Source organism: Gemmatimonadales bacterium (assembly GCA_036500345.1).
GTDB lineage: Bacteria > Gemmatimonadota > Gemmatimonadetes > Gemmatimonadales > GWC2-71-9 > Palsa-1233.
Window position 1 is genome coordinate 75,695 of record DASYCE010000007.1, and the last position, 14,998, is coordinate 90,692.

At 66.8% G+C, this 14,998-nt stretch carries 10 protein-coding genes; all 10 read right to left on the bottom strand.

The features are described 5' to 3' along the window. Positions 1–14: 14 nt before the first annotated feature. The 10 genes from VGM20_02940 to VGM20_02985 all read right to left on the bottom strand — a co-directional run bounded on the left by VGM20_02940 (position 15) and on the right by VGM20_02985 (position 14,982). Positions 15–1,400 carry a HAMP domain-containing sensor histidine kinase gene (locus VGM20_02940; GenBank protein ID HEY4099815.1) on the bottom strand — a complete coding sequence of 462 codons (1,386 nt, stop codon included), beginning with the start codon at positions 1,398–1,400 and terminating at the stop codon, positions 15–17. Continuing rightward, positions 1,390–2,079 (bottom strand): response regulator transcription factor, encoded by a 690-nt coding sequence (locus tag VGM20_02945; protein ID HEY4099816.1) that lies wholly within the window; start codon positions 2,077–2,079, stop codon positions 1,390–1,392. Before VGM20_02945 ends, VGM20_02940 begins: the two co-directional genes overlap by 11 nt. 64 nt (positions 2,080–2,143) lie before the next feature. After that, entirely contained in the window at positions 2,144–3,466 is a 1,323-nt protein-coding gene (locus tag VGM20_02950; protein ID HEY4099817.1) for an ATP-binding protein, read from the bottom strand. Positions 3,467–3,490: 24 nt separating this feature from the next. After that, on the bottom strand, positions 3,491–4,849 hold the full coding sequence (locus VGM20_02955) for a sigma-54 dependent transcriptional regulator (protein ID HEY4099818.1): 1,359 nt from the start codon (positions 4,847–4,849) through the stop codon (positions 3,491–3,493). 45 nt (positions 4,850–4,894) lie between these two features. Next, positions 4,895–7,345, bottom strand: coding sequence for an ABC transporter permease (locus VGM20_02960; protein ID HEY4099819.1), 2,451 nt, complete (start codon positions 7,343–7,345; stop codon positions 4,895–4,897). Next, on the bottom strand, positions 7,346–9,745 hold the full coding sequence (locus tag VGM20_02965) for an ABC transporter permease (protein HEY4099820.1): 2,400 nt from the start codon (positions 9,743–9,745) through the stop codon (positions 7,346–7,348). It abuts the gene before it with no gap. Then, the gene (locus VGM20_02970; protein HEY4099821.1) at positions 9,742–10,401 is read right to left on the bottom strand and encodes an ABC transporter ATP-binding protein; all 660 of its coding nucleotides are present in this window, start codon (positions 10,399–10,401) and stop codon (positions 9,742–9,744) included. The genes VGM20_02965 and VGM20_02970 overlap by 4 nt, the downstream gene beginning before the upstream one ends. 41 nt (positions 10,402–10,442) lie before the next feature. After that, entirely contained in the window at positions 10,443–12,920 is a 2,478-nt protein-coding gene (locus VGM20_02975) for an ADOP family duplicated permease (protein HEY4099822.1), read from the bottom strand. Between the two features lie 87 nt (positions 12,921–13,007). Further along, positions 13,008–13,721, bottom strand: a complete 714-nt coding sequence (locus tag VGM20_02980; GenBank protein HEY4099823.1) for an ABC transporter ATP-binding protein — start codon at positions 13,719–13,721, stop codon at positions 13,008–13,010. A 10-nt stretch (positions 13,722–13,731) separates the two neighbouring features. After that, entirely contained in the window at positions 13,732–14,982 is a 1,251-nt protein-coding gene (locus VGM20_02985; GenBank protein HEY4099824.1) for an efflux RND transporter periplasmic adaptor subunit, read from the bottom strand. Between the last annotated feature and the right edge of the window lie 16 nt (positions 14,983–14,998).

Sequence of the window (14,998 nt, forward strand, 5' to 3'; positions counted from 1 at the left end):
CTGCGACGTCGCCGTCAGGTGACCGCCGGTGCCGGCGCCGCCATCGGGTGAGCGGGCAGGCGCAGCGCCACGATGTTTTCCCGTTCGCGCCGCGTGATGACGAGTTCGCCGCCGTGAACTTTCGCGATCCATTGCATGATCGACAGCCCAAGGCCTCCCACACGCCCGTCGTCGTCGGTGCGAGGCACCGCGTGGCGGGACTCGAAGGGAATCGGCTCGCCGGTGTTCCGCACCTCGAGGAAGACGTTGCCGTTGTCCGCCCGCACGCCGAGTGCGACCGGCGGCCCCGGTTCGCCGTGACGGCAGGCGTTCTCAAGCAACTCGAGGAGTCCCTCGCGCAGCAGCGCCGCGTCACCGGTGAGTTCACAGGGAACGATGTCGTCGAGCTGCAGATGCTGCCCGAGGGCTCGCGCACGCGCGCGAAACAGATCGGTCGCCTCGAGTGCGAGCGCATCGAGTTCGACAGTGTCGCGCAGCGGCGGCCGCTCGCCGGCTTCCATTCGCGCCAGCAGCAGAAGATCCTGCACCCGGTGGGTCATCTGCCCGGCCGCCGCATGGACTCGTCGCAACGCGCGGGCGTATTCCTCCGCGCTCCGTTCGCGCTCCAACCCGAGATCGGCTTCGCCAAGGACGAGGGTGAGCGGGGTGCGAATCTGATGCGCCACTTCGCGAACGAATCGATGCGAACGATCCTGGAGCGCCTGAATCCGGTCGAGCAGGTCGTTGAACCGGCCGGCGAGGCGATCGAGCTCGTCGGGCGGCGAGCTGACCGGAAGACGTCCAGCGAGCGCGCCGGGCGAGATCGCGGCGGTGGCCCGGCCGAGGGCATCGATCGGCGCCAGGGCGTAGCGCGACAGCAGATACCCGATCACCAATGCCAGGACGAGCGCCAGCGGCGCCATCAGCAGCATCCGTGCGACGAAGCGCGTCTGATTGCGACGGAGCCGGTCAGTCGTGGCACCGGCCACCACAAAGGTGCCGAGCACCGTGTCGGTGGTGTAGCGGAGATGCAGACCGTTCGAAAGCGGAATCCGGTCGATGTCATCGACGTCGGGAATCGACGGGAGCGGCGGTATCAGCCGCACCATTCGCTCGTTGCCGCCGGTCGCGATGCGCTGGCCGGTTGAATCGTAGACCACGAAGGCGACGGTCGACGGCGAGAAATCGACCATTGCCTGCTGGACGCCAGCGAAGACGTTGGTATCGATCGCGATGCCGGACCCTTGGCGGCGAATGGCGTGATGGAAGGAGGCCGCGGCGTCCTTGAGGCGCTCGTTGAAGTCGTGCCCGTTGGTGATGGTGACGTACCAGTAGGACGCGCCATCGAGCGCCACGAAACCGACAAAGAGCGCCACTGCAAAGCCGCGGGCAAGCCGCAGCCGCAGCCGGCTAAGCGCCATCAGCAGGTTCGGCGAGCGAGAGGACGTAGCCGCGGGAGCGTACCGTGTGGATCAGCGGTTCCTGCCCGTCGGAATGAATCCGGCGGCGCAACCGTCCCACCAGGACGTCAACAGCGTTGGCTACCGGGTCGAAGTTGTCGTCCCAGACATGTTCGAGAATCTGGGTCCGACTGACGACCCGCTCTGGGTTGCGCATCAGATACTCCAGCAGTGCGTACTCGCGCGCCGTCAGCCGGATGTGGGTGCCACCGCGGCGCGCGGTGAGCGTCCGGGTGTCGAGTTCGAGATCGGCAAAGGACAGCACGACATCGAGTGCCGCCGCCGGCCGCCGCGCCAGCGCCCGCAACCGCGCCAGCAGTTCCTCGATCGCGAACGGTTTGGAAAGGTAATCGTCGGCACCGGCGTCAAGGCCGCGAACCCGGTCATCGAGGCCGGTCCGTGCCGTCAGCATCAGGATCGGTGTCCTGGCCCCTCGCTCGCGATGCCGCCGGCACACCTCGAAGCCGTCGATGTCGGGAAGCGACACGTCGAGGATGGCAAGGTCGTAGTCGTTGATCGCGAGTGCGGTAAGGCCCTCCTCGCCGCGGTGCGCGATGTCGACCGCCATCGCGGCTTCGCGCAGGGTCCGCCGCAGCAGATCCGCCAGGGCGGGATCGTCTTCCACGATGAGTACGCGCATGCTAGAGAGAAGTACGCAGGATCGTCCGAAAGGTGAATCGCGTCGCGCGCGCGGCGTCCAGCATTCAGGGCGCCGGCCGCCGCACCATCGTCAAGGTGGCTCGGCAGCCGTGCCCGTCGGCACGATTCGCCAGAATCAGCTGTCCCCCGTGACCCTCCGCGATCTGCCGCGAGAGCACCAGGCCGATCCCGGTCCCTCCCGGTTTGGTGGTGAAGAACGGAACAAAGAGATTCGCCGATTCCGGAAGCCCGGGTCCGTCGTCTTCCACCACCAGATCGAAGGCCTCCTCGTGCATCGACCATGACACCCGAACGCCGCCGTGAGTCACCGCCGCTGCGTCCACCGCATTGGCGATCAGATTGATCAGCAGCTGGTCGAGCTGGTCGCCGTCGGCCTGCAGCGTGACGTCGGGGCCGGGAATGATCGCCACCACCATCCTGGTCTCCAGTCGCACGGTGCGTTGCACCCAGGCGGCGACGTCGACGGCGCCGAATCGCGGCGGCGGCAGTCGTGCGAGGCGGGTGTACGACGCGAGGAATCGCGTCAGCCCTTCCGATCGCGACGCGATGACGCCGAGACCATGTCCGAGATCGGCGCGAAGGGTCTCGTCGGGATCGGCCCGCCCGAGCAAGTCCCGCAATCGATCGGCGATCGATCGAATCGGCGTCAATGAGTTGTTGATCTCGTGGCCGAGGACGCGGATCAATCGCTGCCACGCGAGACGCTCTTCCTGTCGCAGCGCGCGGCTTACATCGGCGAGGAGCACGAACTGATGCGGCCGCCCGCTCTGACGGAATCCGCCGCGACGCATCTCCCACCGGCCGTGCGTGCCGGCGAGCTCGAGCTCCACCAGGCGCGGCGCCTCCCCTTCCAGGCAGGTCGCCAGTCCCAGTTCGTCGGCGCGGCGGCCGAGGAGCCGCTCCGCCGGCTGCCCCAGGAGTCGCTCGCCGCCGGGGTTGATGAGGCGGAGGGCGCCGACGTCGTCGAAGGCAAGAACTGCGACGTCGATTTCCGCCATCACGCGCCGCAGCAATGCGGTCGCTTCCAGGGCCCCGAGCCGGCGCTCGCGCAGTTCGTTCATCAATGCGTTGAGTTCGAGCATCGCGAGGCCGAGGGCGTCTTCGGGCGACGATCGACGCGCCCGAAGCGAATAGTCCTGCTCGCGAATTGCGGCAAGCATGTTGGAGAGCGTCTGCAGCGGCCGGATCACCCGCTCGCGGAGCGCCAGGGCAAAGCCAAGCGAGCAGAGCACCAGCACGAAGGTGATCGTCCATTGGGTCCGCGGCGCGAAATCGCCGGTCCACAGCAACACCATTGCGACGGCCAGCGACGGCACGCCAGCCCCGAAGGCGAGGAGCGTGACCTGACGCTCGTGAGAGGACGGCATGAGAGAAAGGTACGGCGCCGGAGGTTACAGGCCGTACCGCTGCAGTCTCCGGTACAGGGCGCTGCGCGAGAGGCCGAGGGTCTGCGCCGCGAGGGACACGTTGCCGGCGTACCGCTCAAGTGCCTTGATGATCAGCAGCCGTTCCACGTCCTCCAGGCTCATCTGGTCGATCTCTGGCGTCGCCGCCACCACCGGCGCGAGGGACAGGTCGGCTGCGCGGACCAAATCATCGTGGGCGAGGAGCGTCGCGCGCTCCACGGCGTGCGCCAGTTCGCGGATGTTCCCCGGCCAGCGGTATTCGAGCAGTGATCGCATGGCATCGGCGGCGAATCCGGTGACCGGACGGCGATACCTGGCCGCGAACTGCTGCAGGAAATGACGCGCGAGAATCGGGATGTCGTCGCGGCGGTCGCGCAGCGGCGGCAGATCGATTTCGACGGTGTTCAGGCGGAAGAAGAGATCTTCGCGGAATCGCCCTGCCGCCACTTCGGCGCGGAGATCGACGTTGGTCGCGGCAATGATCCGGACATCGACGCGCCGGGTCCGCGAGGCGCCGACTCGCTCGAACTCACCGGTCTGGAGCACCCGCAACAGTTTCGCCTGTTGCGCGAGGGAGAGGTTGGCGATCTCGTCGAGAAAGAGCGAGCTCCCGTCCGCCAGTTCGAAGCGCCCGACGCGCTCGCTCTTGGCGTCGGTGAACGCGCCCTTGGTGTGGCCGAAGAGTTCGCTCTCGAACACCCCTTCGGCGAGGCCCCCCAGGTTCACTGTCACCATCGGGCGGACTGCCCGCGGCGAGGCGGCGTGCAGCCAGCCCGCGACGACTTCCTTGCCCGTGCCGTGCTCGCCGGTGATCAGTGCGTTGGCATCCGACGGTCCGATCCGCTCCATCAGGCGCAGCACAGGCTGCATCGCCTCCGACTCGGCGATCAGCGCCGGGGCGCCCGACGGTCGCAGCGCCTGATTCTCACTTTCGAGTCGCTGGCCTCGGCGGATCGCGCGGCCGAGTTCGATCTGGGTCTGGAGGGTGTGGAGCAGGCGGTTGTTGTCGAACGGTTTTTCGATGTAATCGCGCGCGCCGCGGCGCAATGCCGCGACCGCACCGTCAATGCTTCCCCACGCCGTCATCACGATCACCGGCAGCGTCCCGTCGATCTGCTGCAGTCGCTGGAGCAGGTCGAGTCCCTCCGTCCCGCCGGTCGTGTCGCGCGTGTAATTCATGTCCATCAGCACGGCGTCGTAATCATGGCTGCCCGCGGCGCTGATCACCCCGGCCGGCGACATTGCGGTGTCGACGGCAAAGCCCTCGCTCTTGAGCAGCAGCTTGAGCGCTTCGAGCACATCGCGATCGTCGTCGGCAACGAGAAGGCGGGCGAGAGTGGTCATCGGCAGAAGATAAGGGCGACGGTCGGCGCGACCGCCGGGATCTCGTTATTCCCTGAGCGCGATCACCGGATCGATGCGGCCCGCCCGCCGTGCCGGGAGATAGCACGCCATGAATCCGACCGCGGCGAGGACAAGGGCCGTGATCCCGAAGGTGGGAAGATCGGTCGCACTCACGCCGAAGAGGAGAGAGGCGATCAGACGGGTGAGGGCAAAGGCACCGGCGAGACCGACGACGACGCCGACTGCGATCAGCCGGCCGCCGTTGCCGACGATCAATCGCACCACATCGGGCCCGCGCGCGCCGAGGGCCATCCGGATCCCGAGTTCACGCTTCCGCTGAGCAACGGCATACGCCATCAGTCCATAGATCCCCACCGCCGAGAGCAGCAGCGCACAGAGCGCGAACCCGCCCAGCAACAGCATGTTGAACCGCTGGCCGGAGAGATCACCGTCACGAATCGCGTCGATCACCTCGAATCCGCCGAAGACGCCGCCGGTCACGACGGTCGCCGGATCGACTCCCAGGATCGCCCGCCGGATTCCCGGAACCAGCGCCGATGGATTGCCGTTCGCCCGTGCCACGACGACCATGTGCGCCCACGGATTCCTCGTGTACGGGATGTAGATCTCCGGCACCGGCGGCTGTTGCAGGCCGAAGTGGTGCACGTCGCCGATCACGCCGACGACGACCCCCGGGAGTGGCTCGCCGTAATCGGGATATCCCTGCGCCGACTTGTGCAGCATCACCGCTCGGCCCAGCGGATCGACACCGGGAAAGAAGCTCTTCGCGAAGGTCTGGTTGATCAGCACCGCGTTGCCACCGGCGAGGTCGGGTGCAGCGAAGTTGCGTCCCTGCACGACCGGAATCGCGAGCGTTGTGATGTATTCCGGCGACAGCGTCCGGAAGAGGACCTGCGGGTCGCGACTGGAATCGGCGACGCGGCCGGGAATCCCCACGCTGGTCGGAAGTGCGGCGCCGTTGAGCGGCATGTGATTGGTGAGCGCGGCGCGCTCGACGCCGGGAACGGCCTGCACTGCCGCGAGCACGCTGGTATAAAAGGCGCCGGCCTGCGCCGCTTCTGCGTATCGCGGTCCCGGCGGGGAGAGGTCGATCGCGACCAGGCCATGCGTGTTGAAGCCGGGATCGACATGACTCAGTGCCCAGAAACTCTTCACCAGCAGGCCGGCGCTGATCACCAACATCAGCGCCAGCGCGATTTCGCCGGCGACGAGCGCGCTCCGGATTCGCTGCTGGCGGGTGCTGAACCCGCTACCGCCACCTTCACGCAACGGTTCCGTGAGGGAGAGGCGCGCCGCCCGAATCGCCGGCAGCGCACCGATCACCAGCGCCGACACGATCGCCACCCCGGCCGCGAAGCCCAGCGCCGTCCCGTCGATATGCACCGTATCCGACCCGGGCGCTCCGCCAGCAAAGCCGCGCAGCAGGCCAACCACCCACGTTGCGGCGACAGCTCCGATCACCGCTGCCGCAAGCGCCAGGAGGAGTTGCTCCAGCAGCAGCTGCCGAACGATCTGGATTCGCGAGGCGCCAAGGGAGGTGCGGATCGCCATCTCGCGAATCCGGCCGCTGCCGCGCACCAGCGCGAGGTTGGTCAGGTTGACCCAGGCGATCAGCAGGACGAGCATCATCGCCGTGGCGAGGATTACCAATTGTGATTGGGCGTCGCCGATCAGCGAATCGCGCAACGTCCGTACGCCGGCGGCAACCCACTGACCGTCTTCCGCCGGGTAGGCAACGCTCAGCCGTTTCGTGATCGCGTCAAGTTCGGTTCCGGCCCTCGCCACCGTGATTCCCGGGGCGAGTCGCGCAATGACCCGGCTGTCGGCGTGGAAGTCACGCGCGGAGAGCACGCGATCGCTGGCCAGGATCGTCGCGATCGGAATGTAGAATCCGCTCACGGTCCAGTCCGGAAAGACCGGCCCCGATGCGAGAATGCCGATCACCAGGAAATCACCGTCACCGAGGGTGACCGTCGATCCGAGCACTCGCGGGTCGGCGCCGAACTGGTCGCGCCAGAGCTGGTACGAGAGTACCACATCCCGCACGCCGCGTTGCGCCTCGTCGGGAGAGAAGAGGCGCCCGGCGAGGAGTTTCGGCTGCAGAGCGCGGAAGAAATTGTCGCTGACCGCTGACCCGAGGACAGGATGGCGCTCACCCTTGATCAGAATCGTCGATCCTCGGCCGCGTGCATAGCCGAATTCCCGGAACGCACCACCGCGGGCCTGCTGCTCCCAGTCGAGAAAATTGGGATACGACACCCCGGTCCCACGTCCCTGCGCATCCTGCTGCGACAGTTCGACCACACGGTCGGGCGCGGCAAACGGAAGCGGCTTGAGGAGCACGGCGTCGATCAATGAGAACGCGGCAGTCACCAGCGCGATGCCGAGCGCGAGGGTGAGCACCGCGGTGAGGGTATACACCTTACTCCGGCGCAGGGAGCGAATGACAACATGGAGTTGTCGGGCGGAATTCATCTAGTCGTTCCGCAACGCGAGCATCGGATCGACGACGGTCACGCGGCGCGCCGGGATGTAGCAAGCAACGCCCGCAACGACCGCAAGGACGCCTGAAGCGACGGCGAACGTCGTCGCGTCCCGCGCACCGACGCCGAACAACAGACTCTGCATCACCCGGGTCAGCGCCAGCGAGATGACGAGGCCAACGGCACACCCGGCGCCCACAAGGCCAAGCCCCTGCGCCATGATCATCCGCTGCACCGCCCCGCCACTCGCACCCAGCGCCATCCGGATCCCCATCTCCCGGATCCGCTGGGTGACCTGATACGACATCGCCCCGTACAGACCGATCGCCGCGATGAGCAGCGCCAGCCCTGCGAACACTCCAAGCACGAGAAGATCGAAGCGGCGGGGTGCAACCAGGCCCGCCATTGTCACGTCGATCTGCTGGAACGACGCCACCGGGAGGAGCGGATCGATCGACACGGTCGCGCGCCGGACCGTCCGCTCGAGCTGGCCGGGATCAAGAGTCGACCGGATGACGACGACGCCATCGCCGCCACCAACCTGCTCGCGCGCGACGAACAGTTGCGGAAGCGGCGCCGTCTCCGCGCCAACCTGCGACACATCCTTGACCACGCCGACCACGACGCCGGGCTGGTCGTCGGTCGCCATCGACGGCGGCACGGTGCGACCAATCACGCTGCCGTGTGGGGCGAGGAGTCGCGCCGTCGATCGAGTGACCACGACAGCGACTGCGGTTCCACGCACATCGTCATCCGAAAAAAGGCGCCCTGCAATCAACTCGAAACCGACCGCACGAGGGTAGTCGCGCCCGACCGTGCTGACGGCGATCCGGGTGCTGTCGTCGGGAACGCCGCCGATGTTCTTCAACGGCATCGTCATCGCGAGACCGCCGGGCGGTACGACGTTGGCACCAGCCGCGACGTCGACGCCGGGAATCGCGCGAACCCGCGCGATCAGCGCGTCGAAGAAGGCGCTGCGCGCGGCATCGGTCGGATATCGCGTCCCCGGCGGGTTGATTGTCACGGCCGAGAGATGTTCCGGCCTGAAGCCGAGGTCAACGGCCATCACGTTGACGAGAGAGCGAGTCATCAGGCCCGCCCCGGTGAGCAGCACGAGTGCCGTTGCCAGTTCGATGATCACCAGCGCGCGGCGCACCCGCCGCCGATCGAGCGATCCCGCGGTGCGGCTACCGCCCTCATGCAGGCCATCGAGGCGACCCTGACGAACGGCGCCCCACGCCGGCAACACGCCGAACACCACGCCCGTGAGTACACCAACCGCAATCGAGAACGCCAGCACCTGAACGTTCACCGACAAGTCGGTGATTCCGGCGATACTCTGCGGGCTCACGCGCGCGAAGATGCCAACCGCCCAGATCGGGATCAACATCCCGACGCCGGCGCCAACGAGGGCGATGAGGATGCTCTCGATCATCAACTGCTGGCCGATCCGCCACCGCCCGGCACCCAGCGCCACGCGGACGGCGATCTCCCTGCGGCGCGACACACTCCGCGCCAGCAGGAGGTTGGCGACGTTGGCGCAGGCGATCAGGAGGAGGCAGGTGACGGCACCAAGGAGTAGCAGGAGCGGCGTGCGGATCGCACCGAAGAGACGATCGTGCAACGGTTCGACGATGACCATTGCCCCTCGGCTCCCGGCTGGACGCGTCGCGTCGTTCTGTCGCACCAGCGATGAGAGTTCGGCGGCAACCCGGGCGAACGATGCACCGGCGTGTGGGCGGGCAATCACCGAATAGAAGAAGGTCACTCCGCTCGGCAGGTTGGCCGGAACGACGAGCGGCGTCCAGATCTGGGCCTTTGCGGGAAAACCGGCTCCGCGCTGCAGCACGCCGATCACGGTGTATTCCGTTCCGCCGAGCGCGATCTGCCGGCCGACGATCGCTGAATCCTTTCCAAACCGGTCCTGCCAGAGCTGGTAGCTCAACACCACCTGTGACAGAGCACCGGGAGCATCGTCGCCGGCGCGAAAGAGGTGGCCGACCGCCGGATCGACTCCCAGAAGATGGAAGAAGTTGGCCGAGACGCGCGCTCCGTCCAGCTGCGCCGGATCGCCGACGCCGGTGAGGGCCATCGAGCTTCCGGTGTAGACGGCAATCTGGTCAACGCTCTTCGCCGCACTGCGCCACCGGTCGAGGTTCGGCGATGCCACCACCCGGCGATCGATGCCGTGATCGCCTTCCGAGATCGACGCAATGTGCGATGGATCGGCGTACGGCAGCGGCCGCAACAGCACGCGGTCGACCACGGTAAAGAGCGTGGTCGTCGACCCGATCCCCAGCGCCAGCGTCACGACAGCCACCGCCGTGAAGACCGGCGCCTGCCGCAGCGATCGCACTGCGTAGCGGATGTCGAGCCGGACCGCGTCGATCACACCACCCACCCGTCCTTCAGATTGATGATCCGGTTGCCGTACGTCGCGTTGGTCTCCGAATGGGTGACCTGGATGATCGTCGTTCCCGCCTTGTTGAGCGCGGTGAACAATTCCATGATCTCGCGACCCTGCGCCGAATGGAGGTTTCCGGTCGGTTCGTCGGCGAGCAGCAGCGACGGCTTGTGAATCACCGCGCGAGCGACGGCGACGAGCTGCTGCTGGCCGCCCGACAGTTGCGTGGGATAGAGATCCTTCTTGGCGACGATCCCGAAGCGATCGAGCGTGTCGGCAACGACCGCCTGGCGCTCGGCCTTGCGGATGTCGCGATACGACAGCGGAATGTCGAGATTTTCGGCGACGGTGAGATCGTCGAGCAGGTGATACTGCTGGAAGACGAATCCGACGTATTGCTTGTGCAGCGCGACCCGTTTCTTGGCATCGAGCCGGTGCACCGGATGATCGTGCAGCGTGTATTCGCCGGTCCACTGGCCGTCGAGCATGCCCATCACGGCGAGCAGCGTCGACTTCCCCGCCCCCGACGGTCCCATGATGGTGACGAACTCACCTTGCCGGATGTCGAGGTTGATCTGCCGCAGGACATAACTCCGTCCCCCGGCGAGGGGATAGCTCTTTTCGATGTTGCGCAGGACGATCATGGAAGTTCCGTGGTGAGATTCAGGTGCTGCCGAGCAGCATCTTAATCATTTCGGAGCGCGACCATGGGGTCGACCCCTGCCGCACGACGAGCCGGCACGAACGCAGCCATCGCCGCCACCGCCAGGAGTGCCGCTATAGTAACGGTCAATACAGCGGGATCGGCCGGCGCGACCTGGAAGAGCAGGTGGGCCACTGCCCGCCCCAGGAGGAACGACGCGATACCGCCGGCCACCAGCCCGGCGACCGCGGCGCGGATCGCCTGCCCGACCACCAGGCGCACCACGTCGGCCGCCTGCGCGCCCAGCGCCACGCGGATCCCGACCTCCTTGGTACGCTGCGTCACGGTATAGGAGAGGACGGCGAAGATTCCGGTCGCCGCGATCAGCAGTGCGAGCAACGCAAACGCGCCGAACGCCGATGCACCGAGCCGCCACGACGACAGCCCGGGGTTCACTTCATTCGACATCGGGATGATCGTCGCGTACGGGAGATCGCCAATCGAGTTCACCTCCCGGCGAATCGCTGGAATCATCGCGTCGGCCGCACCGCGGGTCCGGACGAAGACTTGATTGATCGTGGCGCCGAGCTTCATCTGCGGCGCGTCGATCTGTGCAAAGGAGAGATAATAGATCATGCTCTCGGTCTCGGTCACACTGCCGCGCACCGCATCGGCGGCAACGCCGACTACCCGGGAACAGGTCGCCGTCGAGTCTCCCACATAGAGGCAGCGCCCCAGTGGAGACTTGCCGGGCCAGACCCGCCGGGCGAAGGAATTGCCGACGATTGCGACCTGCGGCGCACCAGCCACGTCGCTCGCGGTGAAGTCGCGCCCGCTGACAATGCGGGTCCCCATGGTGGCGAGATACGTCGGCGTCACCGCCTCGAAATAGGGGCCCCCGCTCGAAGGCGTGGTGATACTGTCGACACCTTCCGCCCGGAGATCAGTGGCATAGGACCACTCGAACGGCGATCCCATCGTGGCCGCCGTGTTGGCCACCCCCGGCAGGCGGCGGAGCCGGTCGGCAATGCGCAGATAGGTTGCGTTCGCGTCGGCGGTCGGAATCCCCGCCGCGCCAAAGCCGACGTAGATGCTGACCAGATGATCGGTGTCGAATCCGAGATCGAGCTGCTGCGCGCGCCGGAACGACTGGACGAAGAGTCCCGCGCCGACCAGCAGCGCCAGCGTCAGTGCGATCTGCACTGCGAGGAGTGCCTCGCGCGTGCGGCGGCCGGACACCGTCGCGCCGTGGCCGCCGCTGCGCAGACCGGAGACCACATCCGCTCGACTCGCCTGGATCGCCGGGACGAGACCAATACAGAGAACGGCGACCCCAAGCGTGAGGCAGGTGAGCACGATGACCGTCGCGGAAACCAGCGGTGCGCCGGGCGGAAAAGTGGGCAGGAGCCACGTGCGCACCGCGTTGCCGAACCAGTCAGCGAGGAGCAACGCGGCGACGGCTCCGGCGACTGCGAGCACCACGCTCTCCGCCAGCAGCGCCCTCACCAGGCCACCGCGTCCAGCGCCGAGCGACGCGCGCACCGCGAGCTCACGCCGCCGGCCGACGCCGCGCGCGAGCATCAGGTTGGCAACGTTGGCGCATGCAATCAACAGGACGATCAGCGCCACGCCCTGCACCCAGGCGCCGACCTTGGCATCGCTCGACGCCTGAGGGCCGCGTGCCGACTGGATTGGTGCCAGCACCACATTGACCGTCGTGTCGCGTCCGTGATCGTTGCGGATCCCTGCTCGCGCCGCACGTGTCGCTGCGGCGGCAGCGGCCTGCACCGGTTCGCCGGGGCGGACCCGTGCCACCAGGCTCAGCCACGTCCAGCCACGGGCATTCACCGCGTCCGGCGGCGCAATATCGCCGTTGGTAGTCACTGCGATCGGAAGGTAGAGATCGTCGGGGCTGAGATCGATGCCTCGGAACCCTTTCGGTGCTACACCGATCACCGTATAGCTCGACTTGCCGATCGGGAGTTGGCGCCCGATCACCGATTGGTCGCCGCCGAAATGGCTCTGCCAGAAGGCGTACGACAAGACGGCAACGGTCGGGCCGCCGACGCGATCATCCGTCGAATCAAAGAAACGACCGAGCGCGGGATGCAGCTCGAGCATCGGGAAGTACTGATACGACACCGCCTGCGCGTTGACCTGCGTCGCACTCGACCCGCGGCCGAGCCCCATCGATGCCGACCGCGTGGCGGCGACGGCAGCGAATCCGCCGGCATGATCACGAAGATCGTGGAATGCCGGCAGGCTGGTCGATGCGCCGGTCCAGTCGCCGAACCCGGCACTGCGCAACGAATTGCCGTGATGATGATAGTAGACGCGAACCAGGTCGTGCGGATGTCCGACGCCGTCCGGGGGACGGAAGAAGAGCGTGTCGACCACGCTGAACATCGTCGCGTTGATCCCGATGCCGAGCGCCAGCGTGCCGACCACACCGACGGTGAAGAGCGGCGTTCTGACCAGGGCGCGGATTGCGTAGCGGAAGTCCTGCCACCAGCGTTGCACGAAAGACGTCCTCTCAGGCCCGGGTGGCGTCAATCAACTGCTGTCGCGCTGCGCGGCGTTCGCGGCCACGCAGCGCGACCGAATCCTTCAGGGGAGGTGCTGCGCCGCCGCCGTCTGTTCGTCGAGCACCCGCCCGTCGAAGAGGTGGATCGACCGATCGGCGTGCTCTTCGTAGCGCGGGTCGTGCGTCACCATGCAGATCGTCGCGCCGTTGCGGTGCAGCTCGCGCAGCAGATCCATCACCGCTTCGCCGTTGACCGAATCGAGGTTACCGGTCGGTTCGTCGGCGAGAAGGATCGCCGGATCACCGGCGACTGCGCGGGCGACGGCGACGCGTTGCTGTTGACCGCCGGAAAGCTGTGCCGGGAAGTGGCGCACACGGTGGGCCATGCCGACGCGCTCGAGCGCGGCGTGGACCCGCTCCTTCCGCTCGTTGGAACTCATGCCGCGGTAGGTCAGCGGCAGTTCGACGTTCTCGTACACCGTGAGATCGCCGATCAGGTTGAACGCCTGGAAGATGAACCCGATCTGCCGGTTGCGGACCCGCGCCCGCTCCGACGCATCGAGCCCCGCGACGGGCCGTCCGTCGAGCACGTACCCGCCATCGCTCGGCGTGTCGAGGAGGCCGAGAATCGACAGCAGCGTCGTCTTGCCGCACCCTGACGGGCCGGCGATCGCGATGTACTCACCCTGTCCGATTTCGAGATGCACGTCGGAGAGGGCATGCGTCTCGACTTCGTCGGTGTAGAAAACCTTCTTGATCCCCTGCAGCCTGATCAGCGGTTCACCCACGGCGGTCATTGGTCTGCTCCTATTGCTTGAGTCGAACGCGGTCCACACCATCCCATTGCGACATGTCCGAGAGAATCACCCTGTCGCCGGCATTGAGCCCCTTCACCACTTCCACCGACGTCACCGAACTCTTGCCGAGAAGGACCTGCACCCGGACGGCGGCATGCCCATTCTCGACAACCTTGAACAATCCAACCGGACCGGTCGGGGCACCGTACCCCGGACGCCCGGTGTAGAGCACGTCGTGCAGCTTGTCGACCTGGATCGTCCCGTCGACGCTCAGGTCGGGCACCGCCCCCGGGGGAAGCGCGCCGTCGAGCGCGACGTCGATCGTGACTGTCCCGGCGACCGCCGAGGGATCCTTGCGAGCCACATGTCCCTTGATGAGCCCGTTGCTGCGCGTGTCAATCACCGCGGGTTGTCCGATCACCACATCCTTCGAGTTCGATTCCGGAATCTGCAGCACCGCCTTGAGCTTTCCGGGCTGGACCACCTCGAGCAGCGTGGTGCCGTCGGTGACGAACTGACCTTGCTGCAGCGTCAGGCCCTGTACCACGCCCTCGGCCGGTGCGCGCACCGACAGCGACTTCTGCTTCTGGTGGTAGAAGTCGGCGACTGCCTTGAGGCGCGAGATGTTGGACGCGGCAACCACAAGCTGTGAATCGACGCTTTCCGAGATCAGCTTGAGCCGGTCCTTCTCAATCTGCAGCTTCGCCGTCGCTTCAGCGGCGGCGGCATGCTTGGTGTTGACGTCGAACTGCGCGATCAACTGGCGCTTGGCAAGCGAATCCGCCGCCGCCGCGTCCTGGGTCGCAGTCACGTATTGCGTGTTCGCCGTCGCCACCGCGCCCTGCTGGGTGAGACGGTTGCTCTGCAGGTCGGTGCGCAACTGGATCAGGCTCGATTGCGCCGACGCGATCGCCTGATCGGCCTGCATCGCCTGGATGTCGACGTCGGGGCTCGACATGTTGATCAACGGTTGCCCCGCAGTCACCGTCTGCCCTGCCTGGACCAGCAATTGGTCGACCCGCGCGTTCGACTGTGCGGTGACGAACTGGATCTGCTCCGGCTTGAGCGTTCCCGGGCCGCGCACCTCGATGACCATGTCACCACGCCGCACCGAGTCCTGGATCGTGATCGACCCGTCGACGGTGGGGGCGGCCTTCTGCAGGCGGCTCAACAGGATCGTCACCACGATCACGGCAACGACGCCGAGGCCGATGGCCACGTTGCGAGCGGTCTTCTTCTTGGGCGGTCGAGCGACGTCCACGCGAAATCCTCAGGTC